The organism is Kitasatospora sp. NPDC057512 (genome assembly GCF_042802135.1).
In the GTDB taxonomy this organism is placed as follows: domain Bacteria; phylum Actinomycetota; class Actinomycetes; order Streptomycetales; family Streptomycetaceae; genus Kitasatospora.
Genome location: NZ_JBHVET010000096.1, coordinates 1 through 16,564 on the forward strand (window position 1 = coordinate 1; position 16,564 = coordinate 16,564).

The 16,564-nt window shown below is 73.3% G+C and carries 16 protein-coding genes; 6 read left to right on the forward strand and 10 right to left on the reverse strand.

Annotated features, from left to right (window positions below; genetic code table 11):
• Positions 1-28 precede the first annotated feature (28 nt).
• The 8 genes from ACFU6K_RS09605 to ACFU6K_RS09640 form a co-directional block, all read right to left on the reverse strand.
• Positions 29-967 carry an ABC transporter substrate-binding protein gene (locus ACFU6K_RS09605; protein WP_380661939.1) on the reverse strand — a complete coding sequence of 313 codons (939 nt, stop codon included), beginning with the start codon at positions 965-967 and terminating at the stop codon, positions 29-31.
• 43 nt (positions 968-1,010) lie between these two features.
• Positions 1,011-1,688 (reverse strand): ABC transporter permease, encoded by a 678-nt coding sequence (locus tag ACFU6K_RS09610; protein ID WP_380661940.1) that lies wholly within the window; start codon positions 1,686-1,688, stop codon positions 1,011-1,013.
• Positions 1,685-2,353: an ABC transporter permease gene (locus ACFU6K_RS09615; RefSeq protein WP_380661941.1), complete on the reverse strand. Its 669-nt coding sequence runs from the start codon at positions 2,351-2,353 to the stop codon at positions 1,685-1,687. The genes ACFU6K_RS09610 and ACFU6K_RS09615 overlap by 4 nt, the downstream gene beginning before the upstream one ends.
• Positions 2,343-3,542 (reverse strand): ATP-binding cassette domain-containing protein, encoded by a 1,200-nt coding sequence (locus ACFU6K_RS09620; protein ID WP_380661943.1) that lies wholly within the window; start codon positions 3,540-3,542, stop codon positions 2,343-2,345. Before ACFU6K_RS09620 ends, ACFU6K_RS09615 begins: the two co-directional genes overlap by 11 nt.
• 215 nt (positions 3,543-3,757) lie before the next feature.
• Positions 3,758-4,144: a rhodanese-like domain-containing protein gene (locus ACFU6K_RS09625; RefSeq protein ID WP_380661945.1), complete on the reverse strand. Its 387-nt coding sequence runs from the start codon at positions 4,142-4,144 to the stop codon at positions 3,758-3,760.
• Positions 4,138-4,752 carry a cysteine dioxygenase gene (locus ACFU6K_RS09630; RefSeq protein ID WP_380661946.1) on the reverse strand — a complete coding sequence of 205 codons (615 nt, stop codon included), beginning with the start codon at positions 4,750-4,752 and terminating at the stop codon, positions 4,138-4,140. Before ACFU6K_RS09630 ends, ACFU6K_RS09625 begins: the two co-directional genes overlap by 7 nt.
• 196 nt (positions 4,753-4,948) lie before the next feature.
• Entirely contained in the window at positions 4,949-5,026 is a 78-nt protein-coding gene (locus tag ACFU6K_RS09635) for a putative leader peptide (protein ID WP_107086570.1), read from the reverse strand.
• A 155-nt stretch (positions 5,027-5,181) separates the two neighbouring features.
• Positions 5,182-8,397 (reverse strand): hypothetical protein, encoded by a 3,216-nt coding sequence (locus ACFU6K_RS09640; RefSeq protein WP_380661947.1) that lies wholly within the window; start codon positions 8,395-8,397, stop codon positions 5,182-5,184.
• Between the two features lie 430 nt (positions 8,398-8,827).
• Between ACFU6K_RS09640 and ACFU6K_RS09645 the strand changes: the two genes are divergently transcribed.
• From ACFU6K_RS09645 to ACFU6K_RS09660, 4 genes are all read left to right on the forward strand, one after another.
• Positions 8,828-9,670, forward strand: coding sequence for a nitrilase-related carbon-nitrogen hydrolase (locus ACFU6K_RS09645; RefSeq protein ID WP_380661948.1), 843 nt, complete (start codon positions 8,828-8,830; stop codon positions 9,668-9,670).
• 11 nt (positions 9,671-9,681) lie between these two features.
• The gene (hydA, locus tag ACFU6K_RS09650) at positions 9,682-11,130 is read left to right on the forward strand and encodes a dihydropyrimidinase (RefSeq protein ID WP_380661950.1); all 1,449 of its coding nucleotides are present in this window, start codon (positions 9,682-9,684) and stop codon (positions 11,128-11,130) included.
• Between the two features lie 225 nt (positions 11,131-11,355).
• Complete coding sequence (locus ACFU6K_RS09655) at positions 11,356-12,369, forward strand: TIGR03842 family LLM class F420-dependent oxidoreductase (RefSeq protein WP_380661952.1); 1,014 nt, start codon at positions 11,356-11,358, stop codon at positions 12,367-12,369.
• A 63-nt stretch (positions 12,370-12,432) separates the two neighbouring features.
• On the forward strand, positions 12,433-14,001 hold the full coding sequence (locus ACFU6K_RS09660) for an NCS1 family nucleobase:cation symporter-1 (protein WP_380661953.1): 1,569 nt from the start codon (positions 12,433-12,435) through the stop codon (positions 13,999-14,001).
• A gap of 44 nt (positions 14,002-14,045) precedes the next feature.
• Here the strand turns inward: ACFU6K_RS09660 and ACFU6K_RS09665 are convergent, their stop codons facing one another.
• Positions 14,046-15,290: a glycosyltransferase gene (locus tag ACFU6K_RS09665; protein WP_380661954.1), complete on the reverse strand. Its 1,245-nt coding sequence runs from the start codon at positions 15,288-15,290 to the stop codon at positions 14,046-14,048.
• 247 nt (positions 15,291-15,537) lie between these two features.
• On the opposite strand from ACFU6K_RS09665, the gene ACFU6K_RS09670 reads away from it, so the two are divergent.
• Together ACFU6K_RS09670 and ACFU6K_RS09675 are read left to right on the forward strand one after the other, a co-directional pair.
• The gene (locus ACFU6K_RS09670) at positions 15,538-15,804 is read left to right on the forward strand and encodes a GlsB/YeaQ/YmgE family stress response membrane protein (RefSeq protein ID WP_380661955.1); all 267 of its coding nucleotides are present in this window, start codon (positions 15,538-15,540) and stop codon (positions 15,802-15,804) included.
• A 200-nt stretch (positions 15,805-16,004) separates the two neighbouring features.
• Complete coding sequence (locus ACFU6K_RS09675) at positions 16,005-16,268, forward strand: GlsB/YeaQ/YmgE family stress response membrane protein (protein WP_380661956.1); 264 nt, start codon at positions 16,005-16,007, stop codon at positions 16,266-16,268.
• 86 nt (positions 16,269-16,354) lie between these two features.
• Here the strand turns inward: ACFU6K_RS09675 and ACFU6K_RS09680 are convergent, their stop codons facing one another.
• Entirely contained in the window at positions 16,355-16,486 is a 132-nt protein-coding gene (locus ACFU6K_RS09680) for a hypothetical protein (RefSeq protein WP_380661957.1), read from the reverse strand.
• Positions 16,487-16,564: the final 78 nt, after the last annotated feature.

Below are 16,564 nucleotides of genomic sequence, written 5' to 3' on the forward strand. Positions count from 1 at the left end.
GCTCCACGGCCGCCGGGCCGAATCGCCGTCAGCCGAGGCCGTTGGACTTCAGCCAGTTCTTGGCGACCGCCGACGGATCCTCCTTGTCCACCGACACGCGCTTCATCAGCGCCACCAGCCCGGCCGTGTCGAGCTTGGCCGACACCGCGTTGAGCGCCGCCGTCGCGGTCGCGTCCACGCCCGCCTTGTTGACCAGCGGGGTGACGTTCTGGGCGCCGAAGATGTTCTTCGGGTCGGCCAACGGGACCAGCTTGTACTGGACGATCTTCGGGTCGGTGGTGAACACGTTGCCGACCTGGATGCTGCCGTCCTTGAGCGCGTTCGCGGTGGCGTCGCCGGTGGGCTTCCACTCCTTGAAGGTCAGCCCGTAGACGTCCTTGAGCTGCTGCTCGCGGCGGCTCTTGAACTCCGGCGGCCCGCCGATGGTGTACTCGCCGGCCTTGGCGGCGAGGTCGGCGATGCTCTTGAGGTTGTCCTTGTCGGCCGTCTCCTGGGTGACGCTGAGCGAGTCCTTGTCCTCGGCCGGGGAGGACTCGAGGATGCCCAGCGTCGCGGGCAGCGTCTTGGCGAGCTCCGCGTTCACGTCCTGGGTGGTGACGGCGGTGGACTTGGCGTCCAGGTAGGCGAGCAGCGAGCCGTTGTACTCCGGCAGGACGGTGAGGTTGCCGCTCTGCAGCTGCCCGTAGAGCACCTCGCGGCTGCCGATGTTGAACTTCTCCTGGACCTTCACGCCCTTGGCCTTGAGCGCCTGCGAGTAGATCGACCCGAGCAGGACGTTCTCCGGGAAGTTGGCTGAGCCGACCACCACGGTCGAGCCGGATCCGCCCGCGCCGCCCGCGGAGGCCGAGGCGCTCGAACCCCCGTCGAGCGGGTTGCCGCCGGAGGAGCCGCAGGCGGTGGCGCCGAGGGCGAGCGCGGTGAGGGCGCCGAGGGCGGCGACGCGGCGGCTTCGGTTGATTGTCGACATGGTGACAGATGTCCTTCCGGAACGGGAGGGGAGGGGAACGGAGTCAGCGGGGCCGCTGCTGGGCGCGCACCCCGGGCGGGAGCGCGAACCGGGCGAGCAGGGCGAAGAACAGCTGGGCGACGACCGCGAGCAGTACCACCAGCAGCGCGCCACCCACCGTCACGGCGTACTTGCGGGTCGCCAGCCCGTCGATGACGTAGCGGCCGAGGCCGCCCAGCCCGACGTAGGCGGCCACCGTGGCGGTCGCGATCACCTGCACGGTCGCGGTGCGGAAGCCCGCCAGCAGGGTCGGGGCGGCCGAGGGCAGGCAGACCTGCCGCAGCACCTGGGGGTGGGTCAGCCCGATGCCGCGCGCGGCGTCCCGGACGTCCGGGTCGGTGCCGCGCACCCCCTCGACGGCGGCCACCAGCAGCGGCGGCGCGGCGAGCGCGACCAGCGGGACCAGCACGGCGGTGTCGCCGACCCCGGCGAGCAGCACCGCCAGGGTCACCAGGCCGAGGGTGGGCAGGGCGCGGGCGGCGCCCGCGAGCGCGGTCACCACGGTGACGCCGCGCCCGGTGTAGCCGATCAGCAGCCCGAGCGGGACGGCGAGCAGCGCCGCGAACAGCAGGGCCTCGCCGGAGAGCAGCAGGTGCTCGGAGACCCGGTGCACGATCGAGTCCGGCCCGCTGCGGTGGTCCGGGTCGGTGAAGAAGTCGCTCAGCCAGTTCAGCCAGTTCACGAGCCCGCTCCCTTCTCCCGGACGGCCCAGGGCGCGAGCAGCCGCCGGGCGGCCACCAGCACCAGGTCGACGGCCAGTGCGAGGACGGCGATCAGCGCGATGCCGGCCAGGATCGGGGTCGGGAAGGTGCGCTGGAAGCCGTCGACGAAGAGGTAGCCGAGCCCGCCGCGACCGACCAGCGCGCCGACGCTGGCCAGCGAGATGCTGGACACCGCCGCGACCCGCAGTCCGGCGATCAGGTACGGCACGGCGGCGGGCAGCTCGACCGAGGTCAGCCGGTGCCACGGCCCGTACCCCATCGCGGTGGCGGCCTGCCGGACGGAGTCCGGGACGGCGCGCAGCCCGTCCACGGTGGTCGGCAGCAGCACGGCCAGGGCGTAGAAGGTGAGCGGGATCATCACGGTCGCCTGGGTGGCGAGGCCGGTGTACGGGATCAGCACCACGAACACGGCCAGCGAGGGCAGCGCGTAGACGATGTTGAACACGGCGGAGAGCGGCTGGTACAGCCGGGGGTAGCGGGCGCAGGCCAGGCCGAGAGGGACGGCCAGCAGCAGGCCGATGAGCACGGGGACGAGGGCGATCACGGTGTGGTCGGCGAGCAGGTCGCCGAGGTAGCCGAGGTGGTCGCCGATCCAGTACCAGCGGACGATCGGTTCATCGTCCACCGTCGGCTCCGTCCGTGCTGCCCGTGCCGTCCGCACCGGTCGGGCCGCCCGTGTCGTCGGGGTGGCCTCCGGTGGTCGGAGGCTTGTCGGTGCGGACGGGCGCGTCAGCGGCCGGCGAACCGGTGGCAGACGGACCGGGGGCCGGCGAACCGGAGGCGTCGGGCCGCAGGGCGGCGAGGACGGCCTCGCGGCTCGCGGTGCCGGTGACCCGGCCCTCGGCGTCCAGTGCGACCGCGACCCCGGCGGGGGAGAGGACGGCGGCGTCCAGCGCTGTGCGCAGGGTGTCGGCGTCCGGCCGGAAGGCGGCCGCCGGGTGCAGCTCGGCGGTGACGGCGTCGCGGTCGATCCAGCCGATCGGCCGGCGCCCGTCGTCCAGGGCCAACTCCCAGCCGCCGTAGCGGAGTCCGTCGCCCACCGGGCGGAGCCGGACGCCATTCGCGGGGCGCAGGGCGAGGCCGCGCAGGCCCCGGTCGCGCCCGAGGAAGGCGGCCACTCCCTCGTCGGCGGGGGTGGTGAGCAGGGTGTGCGGGTCGGCCAGTTGGGCGATCCGGCCGTGTTCGCGCAGCACCACCACCTGGTCGCCGAGCCGGACGGCCTCCTCGATGTCGTGGGTGACGAACAGCACCGTCTTGTGCAGCTCGGACTGGAGCCGCAGCAGCTCCTCCTGGAGCCCGGCCCGCACCACCGGGTCGACCGCGCTGAACGGCTCGTCCATCAGCAGTACCGGCGGGTCGGCGGCCAGCGCGCGCGCCACACCGACCCGCTGCTGCTGGCCGCCGGACAGCTGGAACGGGTACCGCTTGGCGGTCTCCGGCGCGAGGCCGACCAGTTCGAGCAGTTCGGCGGCGCGGGCGCGGGCCTTCTTCCGGTCCCAGCCGAGCAGGTAGGGGACGGTGGCGATGTTGTCGATCACCTTGCGGTGCGGGAAGAGCCCGGCCTGCTGGATCACGTACCCGATGCCGCGGCGCAGCTTGGCGGGTTCCAGCTTCGCGACGTCCGTGTCGTCCAGCAGGACCCGGCCCGAGGTGGGCTCGACCATCCGGTTGACCATGCGCAGCAGGGTGGTCTTCCCGCAGCCGGACGGTCCGACCAGGACGGTTATCCGACCGGTCGGGACCTCCAGGTCCAGTCCCTCGACGGCGATGGTGCCGTCGGGGTGGCGCATTCCCGCGCCCTCGAATCTGATCACGTGGAGTTTCCTCGTCAGGGCGCCCCGGAAAGGCGGCGCCTGGGTCGTTCGGTCGTTCGGTCAGGGTCGTTCGGTGGCGGCGGTTTCAAGCGCCCGGGCGTACTTCCGCCCGCGTGGTTGCCCAGCTTTGGACCAGCGGAAACTCTGATCACACTATGACCTGCATCATCTCCTGTCCCTGATTTACCGCCCCGGCACGCGGTGCGACCGCAGGCTCAGCCGCCCTGACGGGTCGGCAGGCCGGAGGCCGCCCAGCCGACGAAACCGCCGTCCAGGTCGGTCGCCCGGTGCAGTCCCAGCTCCCGCAGGGAGGCCGCGGCCAGGCTGGAGGCGTAGCCCTCGGAGCAGACCACGATCACCTCGACGTCGTAGCCCGAGGCCTCGGGAATGCGGTGACTGCCCGTCGGATCGAGCCGCCACTCCAGCACGTTGCGCTCGATGACCAGCGAGCCCGGGATCTCCCCCTCGGCCGCCCGCTGCGCCGCCGGGCGGATGTCCACCAGCAGCGCGCCGTCCAGCTGGGCCTGGTACGCCTCGCGGGCGCGCGGTCGGTGGACGCCTTCCCGGGCCCGCTCCACCAGGTCGTCGATCGTGGTCACCACTGTTCAGGTCCTTCCTCGGAGGTGCGGACGAGCCCGCCGGCCCGCAGGTCGTAGTGCGCCATCGAACTGAGCGGCGGCGAGTAGGCGTGCAGGGTGACGGCGGGGCCGACGGCGGTGTTGCGCACGTCGTGCACGTACTCGGGGCCGAAGGCGCGGGCGGTGCCGGCCGGGATCCGGCGGATCAGCAGGCCCTGCTCCGGCCCGCCGAGGGACAGCTCCTCCAACTCGCCGAGCGCGACGGCGAAGGCGCCGCGCGAGCCGCCGTGGTCGTGGAAGCCGGTGGACTGGCCGGGCAGCCAGCTGATCAGCCACACCTCGTGGTCGTCGTCCGCGGCCAGCCGCTGGTACCAGCGCTCCTCGGTGGAGAGGCGGACGTGGTGGATCCACTCCTCGGGCCGCTCGGCCAGTTCGCGGACGATGGTCCGCAGGGTGCTGGGGGTGAGCGGCGCGGGGGTGTCCCCGGCGGGCGGCGTCGGTGGTGGCTCGGGGGTGCTGACGGGGCTCGCGGCGTCGGTGCCGCTGACGGGGCCGGCGTCGCGGCCGGTGCCGGTGCCGTCGGGGCTGACGGTCGGGTGGGTTTCGGGGCTGATGCTCGGGCTCAGGCTCATGAGGGCGTCCTCGGGTGCGGCGGGAACGTCGATGGGAAGCGCCCGGTGTCCGGCGGCGGTGGAGGGGTGCGGGCCGACGGAGCGGCCCGGCACGCAAGGGTGCGCCGGGGCGGGGCGGGATCAGAACTGCGGGTGCGGGTGCGCGGCGCGGGCCCTGGCAGACGTCACAGGGTGGGACCGGCGGGGGAGAGCAAGGTCAACAGGCACAGATGGAACTCGCCTGGCGTCGCAGATCGACGTGCAGGCGGCATACCAGAGTGGCGCCGGAGTCCATGCGCCGGATCTTTCCCGAGCGATGCGGAGGAAGTCAAGCCGAGCCGATGCCCCGCCGCCGTCCGTTCCCGGTGACCGGCGGACCTGTCGGCCACCCGCCGCCCGCCGTCGCCCGCTCGCCGAGCACCCTTCGAGCATCCGTCGGCCGCTTCCCGGCTACTCCTCGGCCGGGCGGCGCGGTGCCGGTGGAGCCGTGGCGGACAGGGCGGTGGCGGATGAGGCGGTGGCGGACGGGGCCGGGTCGGTGCCGCCCGCCGACTGCGCGGGCACCGACCCGGTGGTGCCCGGGGCCGGTCCGACCGGTGCCTGATCGGTCCGTGCCTGCTCGGCCCGTGCCTGATCGGTCAGTGCCCGCTCGATCAGCGGCGCGGCCTGTTCTCCCAGGTGGCGGCCGAGTGTCTGGTAGGCGTCGAACTGCTGGTGGTCGAACCACTGGTCGCTGGTGCGGTCGTTCGGAAAGGCCTGGTTGGCCATCGCGTAGGCGTGCAGCTCGTACGGCATGCCGGGGGTCAGCACCGCCTGGAGGAGGATCAGCCGGCCGTGCCGGACGGCCCCGGGCCCCTCGTCCAGCGCCGGGTAGCGGATGTCCCCGGTGACCACCGCCCGGGCCGAGAGCCGGGCGGAGAGCTGCGCCGCGAGCCCGCGCAGCGGTGGCCGGCGGCCCGGGCGGCCGGCCGCGTCGCCCACGCGGTCGTCCGCGTCGTTGCCCTCGGCGGGCTGGTCGGCGGGCTGGTCGGCGGGCTGGTCGGCGGCGGTGCCCGGGATCAGCAGCTCGGGCTCGTGCAGGGTGATGGCGACGCCCAGCTCCTCGCGGGCCAGGGTGATCGCGGCGGCCAGGTTGGTGGCGTAGCCCGCGTCGCCGCTGGCGTCGATGCAGACCACCGTCCGTACCCGGTGCCGCAGCAGCTCGACCAGACCGAGGTTCTCGTAGTGGCCGCCGTCGGTGGTGAGCAGGAAGCGGCCGTCGGACGGGAACCGCCCGACCAGCTCCCGCAGTTGGTATGGGAGGCGGCGGACGGCGGGCTGCGCGGGGCGCCGCCAGTCCGGTGGACCGGACCAGTCGGGACCGAGCACCGCCGGGTTGGGCAGCCATGTCCCGAGGCGGGCGTTGGTCACCGCGAACAGCCGCTGGTAGACGCGGGATTCCCGCCCCATGGCGGAGGAGAAGGCCGCGCCGGAGACGGCCATCGCCGACTGCACGGTGAGGTCCCGGGCGATGTGCGCACTGGTGCGCCGCTCCAGCAGGTCGGTGCGCGCGTACCCGATGTCCGGGCCGCCCACGTAGTCGTAGGAGAGCGAGAAGGAGGCCGCCGGACGGCCCGGTGGCGTACGGGAGTTGCCCGACAGGTTGGCCGCCGCGGAGAAGATCACCTGGGGGAAGTCGGGGTGCCGGGTGCCGTAGTGGCTCAGCCACGTCTGCTCCCGGAAGAAGTGGTACGGGCGGGCCACCGACCGGCCGCCCTCGGTGGCCCGCCGGACCGCGAACGCCGAGGCCAGCCGCAGCCGGTAGAACGGGTGCAGGCTCACCCAGGTCTGGTCGAGGTTCAGCCCGACCGCGCCGAGCACCAGGGGCAGCAGCACCTGGACGGCGGTCGGCCAGGTGTAGCCGGTGGCGACCGCCCAGCCGAGGGCGAGCAGCGCACCCGCCGTCAGCGCCAGGAGGGCGGACCAGACCACGAGGGTCTGGGGGAGGCCGGCGCCGCTGCCGCGGGGCCGGCCCGCCGAGCCCGGCGTGGTGGCACCCCGAGCGGGTGTCCGGCGGTCGCGCCAGAGTATGCCGAGCAGCAATGCGAGGTAGCTGAGCGCCACGGTCAGGCCGAGCCCCGCGCCGGTGAGCCGCGGCCCCGCCGCCAGCGCCTGCTGGAGCCGCACCGCGCCCCAGGCCAGCCCCGGCACCGCCAGCACCCCGACGGCCAGCAGGGCGGCCAGGGTCAGCAGGCCGAGATTGGCCCGGCGCAGCGCGCGCGGCAGTACCGCCTGCCAGCCGAGCGAGGGGAAGGCCAGCAGCCAGAGCAGCCAGCACCCGGCGGCCGCGGCCAGCAGGAGGCCGAAGGCGGCCAGCGCCGGTGCCCGGAACTCCAACGGCCCCGGTACGGCGCCGGCGTGGCGCAGCCCGGCCGCCGCCAGGTGGCTCAGGTCGGTGAGCGGTACGGCCCGGTAGAAGCGGCTGAGCCCGAGGCCGAGCGTCAGGACGGCGGCCAGTAGCAGGGTGAGGGCGGACAGCACGCCGCGCAGCAGTGTCCCGAGGGCGACCAGCCATTCACCGGCGCCGTCGGCGATGTACTTGCCGTGTCGGCGGAGGTGGTCCTCCTCGGGGGACCCGGGCTCCAGCACGGTGTCGGCCGTCAGGCCCGAGACGGCGTGCACCGGGCTGCCGGGCGCGGAGTCGCTGAGCGCGAGCTGGAGCGCGCCGACGGTGTAGCCGCCGCCCGAGACGGAGACCAGGTAGCGGGCCCGTTTCAGCCACGGCCGCAGCGACTGGAGCGCGCCGAGGGTGACGCAGGCGGAGCGGATGCCGCCGCCGGAGGCGCAGAAGCCGAGTTCGGCGGGTTCGCGGCCGGGCGGCACCCGGGCGGCGTCGCGCCAGTGGGCGTGCCGGACGGGCGTGTCCGGGGCGTCCTCCGGGGCGTCGGACGCTTCGGCGGTGGGCGCCGGGGCGCCGCGCCGGGCGGCGATCGGCCAGGGCGGGATCAGCGCCGGACGGTCGGGGGAGTCGGTGCCACGGGCCTTCGCGCCCGCCCGCGACGGCCGTAGCCCGCGCACCGCACGGGTGGCGGTCACCAGCAGGATGCCCGCCGCGAGCACCCCGGCGGGCAGGAGCAGCAGCCACTTGACGGTGGCGAGCGCGGCGGCGGTGGCGAAGGGGGCGTCGGAGCCGCCCGCGCCCGACTGGAGGCCGTCCAGCCCGGCGCGCAGCAGCGCGTCCTCGCCCAGGTCGCAGCAGGCCGCGAGCAGCCCGCCCCCGCCGACCGCGACGGCCGACAGCCGCCGTCGGGCCGGCCCGAGCACGTACCCGCCGAGCAGCGCGGCGGCGACCAGCGTCAGCCCGTAACCGCCGATCAGCCAGCCGTCGGCGCGCAGCGCGGCCAGGTGGTCCGCGGCGCGGCCGCCGACCACGGCCTCGGCGGCCGCACGGGAACCGGCCAGTTGGAGGGCGACGTCCCGTACGCGCGGCGCCTGGCGGTGGAACAGCAGCCCGCCGAGGACGACCGGCAGCAGGGCGCCGAGGGCGAGCAGCAGGCCGGCCCAGGCGGGCAGGGCGGGCGGCCGAGCCGCCGGGCCCGCGCCCGCCGCGCCCGCCGCGCCGCCCGCCGTACCCGTCGCTTCCGCCGATTCCTTCGCCGCCGCCGTTTCCGCTGCGGAATCCGCCACCACCATCGTCACCCCCCGCTTGGCCGCCCCGATCCCCCGTGACCGATGCGCTGAACTCGTAGGAAACCACCGATGACTGACGATCCGTAGTGATCCATCGCGATGTCCACGCGGGTCTTACCCCACCATCGCCGATTGCGCACCCAGGGTGTCCGGTTTCACTCGAACGAGTAAGAAGGCGACGCGCGGGGTAGATCAGCTTTTCATCCCACCCGGGACCATCCGCGTGTCCGCGCAACAAGATCACCCCAGACGCGTTTCCACCGACGTATTGTCAGGCCACCGAGGCCAGGCCTACCGTCTACAGATCGCTTTCTACGCACGTAGACCCTGCGGTTCCCCGAGCGGACCCGCAGGCGAGAACCGCCCCGTCAACCCTCAGACCGCGGGCCCGACCGCACGGCCGGGCCGCGGAGTTGCGGAGGTAACCATGTCGCAGATCGTCCGGGCCGCGCTCGTCCAGACCCGCTGGACCGGTGACCAGGAGAGCATGATCGCGCTCCACGAGCGGTACGCCCGCGAGGCCGCCGCCCAGGGTGCGAAGATCATCGGCTTCCAGGAGGTCTTCAACTCCCCGTACTTCTGTCAGGTCCAGGAAGCCGAGCACTACCGCTGGGCCGAAGCCGTCCCCGACGGCCCGACCGTGCGCCGGATGCAGGACCTCGCCCGCGAGCTCGGGCTGGTGATGGTCGTCCCGGTCTACGAGGAGGAACAGGCCGGCGTCTACTACAACACCGCCGCCGTCATCGACGCCGACGGCAGCTACCTCGGCAAGTACCGCAAGCACCACATCCCGCAGGTCAAGGGCTTCTGGGAGAAGTACTACTTCAAGCCCGGCAACCTCGGCTGGCCCGTGTTCGACACCGCCGTCGGCAAGGTCGGCGTGTACATCTGCTACGACCGCCACTTCCCCGAGGGCTGGCGTGCCCTGGGCCTGGCCGGCGCGCAGATCGTCTACAACCCCTCCGCCACCAGCCGCGGCCTGTCCGGCTACCTCTGGCAGCTCGAACAGCCCGCCGCCGCCGTCGCCAACGAGTACTTCGTCGCCGCGATCAACCGCGTCGGAACCGAGGAGTACGGCGACAACGACTTCTACGGCACCTCGTACTTCGTGGACCCGCGCGGGCAGTTCGTCGGAGACGTCGCCTCCGACAAGGAGGAGGAACTCGTCGTCCGCGACCTCGACCTCGGCCTGATCGAACAGGTCCGCCAGCAGTGGGCGTTCTACCGGGACCGCCGGCCCGACGCCTACGGACCGCTCGCCGAGGCCTGAGGAGCAGCGCGATGACCACCAACGACGTGCGGGCCACCCGCGACCCGCACCGGCGCACCGTCGTCCGCAGCGGCCTCGTCATCACCGCCACCGAGGAACTCCACGCCGACGTCCTGATCGAGGGCGAGCGCGTCGCCGCCCTGGCCACCACCGGCAGCTCCGCCGCCGAGGCCTGGACCGCCGACACCGTCATCGACGCCACCGACCACTACGTCATCCCGGGCGGCGTCGACGCCCACACCCACATGGAGCTGCCGTTCGGCGGCACCGCGGCCTCCGACACCTTCGAGACCGGCACCCGCGCCGCCGCCTGGGGCGGCACCACCACCATCGTGGACTTCGCCGTCCAGCCGGTCGGCGGCTCGCTGCGCGAGGGCCTGGACACCTGGCACGCCAAGGCCGAGGGCAACTGCGCGATCGACTACGCCTTCCACACCATCGTCTCCGACGTCAACGACGCCGTGCTGAAGGAGATGGACGCCCTCGTGGACTCCGGCGAGTCCACCTCCTTCAAGCTCTTCATGGCCTACCCCGGCGTCTTCTACAGCGACGACGGCCGCATCCTGCGCGCCATGCAGCGCGGCGCCGCCAACGGCGGGCTGATCATGATGCACGCGGAGAACGGCATCGCGATCGACGTCCTGGTCGAGCAGGCGCTCGCCGCCGGGAGGACCGCCCCCCGCTACCACGGCGAGGTCCGGCGCGAACTGCTGGAGGCCGAGGCCACCCACCGGGCGATCAAGCTCGCCCAGGTGGCCGGCAGCCCGCTCTACGTGGTGCACGTCTCCGCCGCCGCCGCGCTCGCCGAACTCGTCGGGGCCCGGGACGCCGGCCTCAACGTCTTCGGCGAGACCTGCCCGCAGTACCTCTTCCTCTCCACCGACAACCTCGCGGAGGAGGGCGCCGACGGCTTCGAGGGCGCCAAGTACGTGTGCAGCACGCCGCTCAGGCCGCGCGAGCACCAGGAGGCGCTCTGGCGCGGGCTGCGCACCAACGACCTCCAGGTGGTCTCCACGGACCACTGCCCGTTCTGCTTCGTCGGCCAGAAGGAGCTGGGCCGGGGCGACTTCTCGAAAATCCCCAACGGCCTGCCGGGCGTCGAGAACCGGATGGACCTGCTCCACCAGGCCGTGGTGGACGGGCACATCAGCCGACGCCGCTGGGTCGAGATCGCCTGCACCACCCCGGCCCGGATGTTCGGCCTGCACCCGCGCAAGGGCACCATCGCCCCGGGCGCCGACGCCGATCTGGTGGTCTACGACCCCACCGCCGTGCAGACCGTCTCCGCCGCGACCCACCACATGAACGTGGACTACTCGGCCTACGAGGGCCGCCGACTCACCGGCCGGGTGCGGACGGTGATGTCGCGCGGCACCGTCGTGCTGGACGACGGCGACTGGCGCGGCCGGGCCGGCCACGGCACCTTCCTGCGCCGGGACACCTGCCAGTACCTGGTCTGAGTCCTCTCCCGACTCCTGCCCCTTTCCGTTCCTCCCGCCCCTCCCGTTCCTCGACCTGTTCCGCGACGTCCACCCGCCGCCGCCCGGTTGCCTGCCCGGTCGCCCGCCCGGCTCGACGCCCGGATTCCGCCTGTTTCGACGCCCGGATTCCGGCCGGTCGATCCGCCTTTTCGATCCGGCCGACGGCCGGGTGGCAGCGGTCAAAACCCTTACCTGGAGCCCCTCATGGACATCGGCCTCGTCCTCCAGACCGACCCGCCGGCCCGCCTGCTCATCGACCGGATGATCCGCGCCGAGCAGGCCGGGTTCAGCCACGGCTGGACCTTCGACTCCTGCGTGCTGTGGCAGGAGCCCTTCGTCATCTACAGCCGGATCCTCGCCGAGACGGAGCGGATGACCGTCGGCCCGATGGTCACCAACCCCTCCACCCGGACCTGGGAGGTGACCGCCTCCACGTTCGCCACGCTCAACGACATGTACGGCAACCGGACCGTCTGCGGCATCGGCCGCGGCGACTCCGCCATGCGGGTCGCCGGGCGGAGCCCCGCCACCCTCGCCCGGCTCTCCGAAGCCATGCACGCCATCAAGGAGTTGGCCGAGGGGCGCACCGCCGAGGTGGACGGCAGCGAGATGCGCCTGCCGTGGGTCCGTGCCGGAGCCTCCCTGCCGATCTGGATGGGGGCGTACGGGCCGAAGGCGTTGAACCTGACCGGACGTCAGGCCGACGGATTCATCCTCCAGTTGGCCGACCCCTACCTCACCGAATTCATGGTCAAGGCGGTGCGGGCCGCCGCCGTCGAGGCCGGCCGGGACCCGGAATCGATCACCATCTGCGTCGCCGCCCCGGCCTACGTCACCGCCGACGACTCGCCCGAGGCGCTCGCCCACGCCCGGGAACAGTGCCGCTGGTTCGGCGGGATGGTCGGGAACCACGTGGCCGACCTGGTCAGCCACTACGGCGAGCACTCCGACCTGGTACCGGAGGCGCTCACCGACTACATCAAGGACCGCCAGGGCTACGACTACAGCCACCACGGGCGGGCCGGGAACCCGGACACGGCCTTCGTTCCGGACGGGATCATCGACCGCTTCTGCCTGATCGGCCCGGTGGAGGCGCAGCGGGCCCGACTGGCGGAGCTCCGCTCGCTCGGCGTCGACCAGTTCGCCGTCTACGCCATGCACGACGCCATCGAGAGCACCATCGACGCCTACGGGACGGACGTCATCCCGCACCTGTGACCCCGCCCGGCGCCCCTACCTGAGCTCAGCCGCGGATCCGCCCGCGGCGGACGGGAGTTGCCCATGCCCGGAACCGCGACCAGTGACGGCAGACAGTGGCACCATCCCGACGGCCGGGTCGAACTCGACCCGGCCGCCGGGGACTTGACACCAAATGGCTTCACCAGCGACGACCTGCGGCCGGTCCCGGTGGCACGGCGTACCTGGACCACGTACAACTTCCTCGCGCTCTGGGTCGGCATGGCCCACAACATCCCGTCCTGGACCCTGGCTTCGGGCCTGGTCACGCTCGGCATGGACTGGAAGCAGGCGGTGCTGACGATCGCGCTCGCCAACCTCGTCGTGCTGGTCCCGATGCTGCTCACCGGGCACGCCGGCACCAAGTACGGCATCCCGTTCCCGGTCTTCGCCCGGGCCGCCTTCGGACTGCGCGGCGCCAACCTGCCCGCCCTGTTGCGGGCGGCGGTGGCCTGCGCCTGGTTCGGCATCCAGACCTGGATCGGCGGCGAGGGCATCTTCCTGCTGGCGGGCAAGCTGTTCGGTGAATCCTGGCGTACGGCCGGTGAGTTCGGCGGCTACCCGTGGACGCAGTGGCTCTCGTTCCTGCTGTTCTGGCTGATCGAGATGGCCATCATCGCGCGGGGGATGGAGGCGCTGCGGCGGTTCGAGAACTGGGCAGCACCGTTCGTCATCGTCGGCGCGCTCGCGCTGCTGGTGTGGATCACCGTCAAGGCGGGCGGGCTCGGGCCGCTGCTCGACCAGCCGTCCAGGCTGGGGTGGGGCGGTGGTTTCTGGAAGGTCTTCTTCCCCGCGCTGATGGGCATGATCGGGTTCTGGTCCACCCTCTCGCTGAACATCCCCGACTTCACCCGCTTTGGCGGCAGTCAGCGGGCCCAGATACGCGGGCAGGCACTCGGCCTGCCGACCACGATGACGCTCTTCGCGTTCCTGTCCGTGCTCGTCACCTCGGGCTCCGAGGCGGTCTACGGGGCGCCGGTGTGGGACCCGATCCAGCTGGCCGCCAGGATGGAGAACCCGGTCGGCATCCTGTTCGCGCTGCTGACCGTGCTGGTCGCGACGCTGTCGGTGAACATCGCCGCCAACGTCGTCTCGCCCGCGTACGACCTCGCCAACCTGCTGCCCCGCTTCGTCACCTTCCGGACCGGGGCGCTGATCACGGGGGTGGTCGGGATCGTGATCTTCCCGTGGCGGCTGATCTCCGACCCGCACGTGTACATCTACACCTGGCTGGGTGTGGTCGGCGGGCTGCTCGGCACGGTCGGCGGAGTGCTGATCGCCGACTACTGGGCCCTGCGCCGCACCCGCCTCCGGCTCGCCGAGCTGTACCGCCCGGGAGGGGCGTACTGGTACGCGGCCGGCTGGAACTGGCGGGCCGTGACGGCGCTGCTGGTGGGCGGCGTACTGGCCGTCGGCGGCTCGTACTCCACCGTCGACGCCGACGGTGCGAAGCGGGGACCCTTCCCGGCGGACGGGCTGATCCCCGTCCTCAAACCGCTCGCCGACTACGGCTGGGCCGTCGGGCTGACGGCGGCGGCCGTGGTGTACCTGGGGCTGAGCGGGGCGACCGGGAGGGGGAGGGCCGACGGGGGAGGGCGGACGACTGACGGGTGACAGCGAACAGCTGACAGATTTCGAAAGTTGTCAGCTGTTAGTTGTCAGCTGTTCGCTGAAACCCGTTCGACGGCGGCGAGGACCTTGGCCGCGCCGTCCTCGGCGGCCAGGGCGGTGGCGACGGCTTGGGCGCGGGCGCGGTAGCGGGGGTCGTCGAGCGTCAGGCGGAGGGAGGCGGCGAGGCGGGCGGGGGTGACGCCGCGCAGGGGGACGGGGCCGGGGGAGACGCCGAGCCGGGTCAGTCGGGCGGACCAGAACGGTGCGTCGAGCTGGGCGGGCACGGGGACGGCGGGGGTGCCGGAGCGGAGGGCGGCGGCCGTGGTGCCGGCACCCGCGTGGTGGACCACGGCGGCGGTGCGGGGGAAGAGCCAGTCGTGCGGGGTGTCGCCGACGGTCAGGACGGAGTCCGAGTCCTCGGCTGCCAGTCCGCTCCACCCCGACTGGAGCAGGAGGCGCACCCGGGCGGCGCGGGCGGCGGCGAGGACGGTCGCGGTGAGCCGCTCGGGGTCGGGGACGACCAGGCTGCCGAAGCCGACGAAGACGGGCGGCGGCCCGGCGGCCAGGAAGTCGAGCAGCCGGGCCGGGGGCCGCCAGTCCGGCCGGTCGGCCGGCCACCAGTAGCCCGCCACCTCCAGTCGGGGGCGCCAGTCGGCGGGTCGGGGCACCACCAGTGGCGAGAAGCCGTGCAGGACGAGGTGGTTGCGGCGGGCCCGGGCGATGCCGAGCGGCGGCAGGCCCAGCCGACGGCGCAGCCCGCGGACGGCCGGGAGGAACAGCTGGTCGGTCGCGGCCTGGACGGCGTGTCCCGCCAGCAGGTTGCCGGACCGGCCGAGCGATCGGGTGCCGCTGACGGCGGGCGCGAACTCGCGGGTGGGGGCGAGGGGTTGGAGGTACAGCCCGATGCTGGGGATGCCGGCCGCCTCGGCGGCGACCTGGCCGAGTGCGCTGGTGGTGCTGGTGGTCAGCAGCAGGTCGGTCCCGAGTGCCGTGGCGTCGGCGATGCCGTCGCCGAGTGCGGGCATGAACCTCCTTCCGAGCCGCAGGAGTTGAAGGACGGCGCCCGGTCCGCTGCCAGCCCGCAGCAGGCGCCGGCCCTCGGCGGAGGCGAGTTCGGCGCGCGGGTCGACCGGCAGCGGGCGGAACTCCAGTCCGGCGGCACGCACCGACTCGGCGAAGGTGTCGTGGGTGGCGACGGCCACCTGATGTCCGGCCGTCCGCAGCCGGACGCCGAGCCCGGTGAAGGGGGCCACGTCGCCCCGGGAGCCGGCGGTGGCGATCAGGATGCGCATGGCCGCAGTATTTCGGCGCGGGCGGCGCGCGGGAAGGGCGCCACGCGCGGGCGGGGCCGGCCTGGGCGGCCGGTCTCGTCGGCCGGCCCCGTCAGCAGGCCGCGTGGGCCGGGTTCGGACGGTGCTGCGCAGGTGGCCGACCGGGGTGGCCGACGCGGGCGGCGGAACCGGGCGGCGGGCGGGGGCGTCCTTGCGGGCAGAGCGGACGGGACGGGGCCGTCGCGCCTTGGACGGGAAGGGATGCCGGATGAGCATCGTCGCGTGGATCGTGCTGGGCCTGCTGGCGGGTGCGCTGGCCAAGCTGCTGCTGCCGGGGAAGGACCCGGGCGGCCTGATCGTGACCGCCCTGATCGGCATCGCCGGCTCCTTCGTCGGCGGCTGGATCGCGTCGCACTTCATGCACCGCTCGATCACCGCGCACTTCTTCGACGCGGCGACCTGGGTGTCGGCGATCGGCGGCGCCCTGGTGCTGCTGATCGCCTACCGGCTGCTGTTCGGCAACTCGCGCCGCTGACGGACGAGTTCGGTGCGGCCCCTGCATCCGGGAGGCGGCGGGGCGTGCCTGGAGTCCGCCGACCGGTACGGCGGCGCGCGGATGGCCGGTTCGAACCGGTCCTCCCGGGCGCTGGAACGGTGCGAGGCCCTCGTACGTCCTTCCGAACGGGACCCGGGGGCTCGACGGGGTCGCCACACCGATGACGCAAGGGGCGGCGGATGAGCTGGATGGCGTGGATCGTGCTGGGCCTGGTGTCGGGGACGCTGGCCAGGATGGCGATGTCGAGGGGGGAGCGCGGCCTGATCGGCAGCACCCTGATCGGCATCACCGGCTCCTACATCGGCACCTGGATCGTCTCGCACTGGATGCACGGGACGGTGAGGGTGAGCTTCCTCGACGTCACGACCTGGGTGTCGGCGATCGGCGGCGCCATGGTCCTGCTCCTCGGCTACAAGGTGCTCCGCTTCCTCGCCCGGCGGTGACCACCGGGCGGTGACCACCCGGCGCTTACGCCGAGCGCCCGGCGCTTCAGGCGTTCCTGGCGTACCCGGCACCGCCTGGTCACCGGTCACCGGTCGGCGGTCCGGGGTGCCTCGGCGACCCAGCGCTCGTCCAGCGGAACCGAGAACCACCGGTCGCCGAGGGCGTCGCCGAGGGCGAGTCCTTCCAGGCTGTCCAGGACCGGGCGGGCCGCACGCATGTCATCCTCCGTGTGAGATCAACTGTGTGCGACAGTCTGCCGGAAGGGCGGGGCGCCGGCGAGCGGTTATTCCTCCGC

Coding starts and splice junctions, on each gene's coding strand:
- ACFU6K_RS09655 (WP_380661952.1), top strand. CDS start 11,356: ATGGACATCGGCCTCGTCCTCCAGACCGACCCGCCGGCCCGCCTGCTC.
- ACFU6K_RS09630 (WP_380661946.1), bottom strand. CDS start 4,752: ATGAGCCTGAGCCCGAGCATCAGCCCCGAAACCCACCCGACCGTCAGC.
- hydA (WP_380661950.1), top strand. CDS start 9,682: ATGACCACCAACGACGTGCGGGCCACCCGCGACCCGCACCGGCGCACC.
- ACFU6K_RS09660 (WP_380661953.1), top strand. CDS start 12,433: ATGCCCGGAACCGCGACCAGTGACGGCAGACAGTGGCACCATCCCGAC.
- ACFU6K_RS09675 (WP_380661956.1), top strand. CDS start 16,005: ATGAGCTGGATGGCGTGGATCGTGCTGGGCCTGGTGTCGGGGACGCTG.
- ACFU6K_RS09645 (WP_380661948.1), top strand. CDS start 8,828: ATGTCGCAGATCGTCCGGGCCGCGCTCGTCCAGACCCGCTGGACCGGT.
- ACFU6K_RS09635 (WP_107086570.1), bottom strand. CDS start 5,026: ATGGACTCCGGCGCCACTCTGGTATGCCGCCTGCACGTCGATCTGCGA.
- ACFU6K_RS09665 (WP_380661954.1), bottom strand. CDS start 15,290: ATGCGCATCCTGATCGCCACCGCCGGCTCCCGGGGCGACGTGGCCCCC.
- ACFU6K_RS09670 (WP_380661955.1), top strand. CDS start 15,538: ATGAGCATCGTCGCGTGGATCGTGCTGGGCCTGCTGGCGGGTGCGCTG.
- ACFU6K_RS09680 (WP_380661957.1), bottom strand. CDS start 16,486: ATGCGTGCGGCCCGCCCGGTCCTGGACAGCCTGGAAGGACTCGCCCTC.
- ACFU6K_RS09605 (WP_380661939.1), bottom strand. CDS start 967: ATGTCGACAATCAACCGAAGCCGCCGCGTCGCCGCCCTCGGCGCCCTC.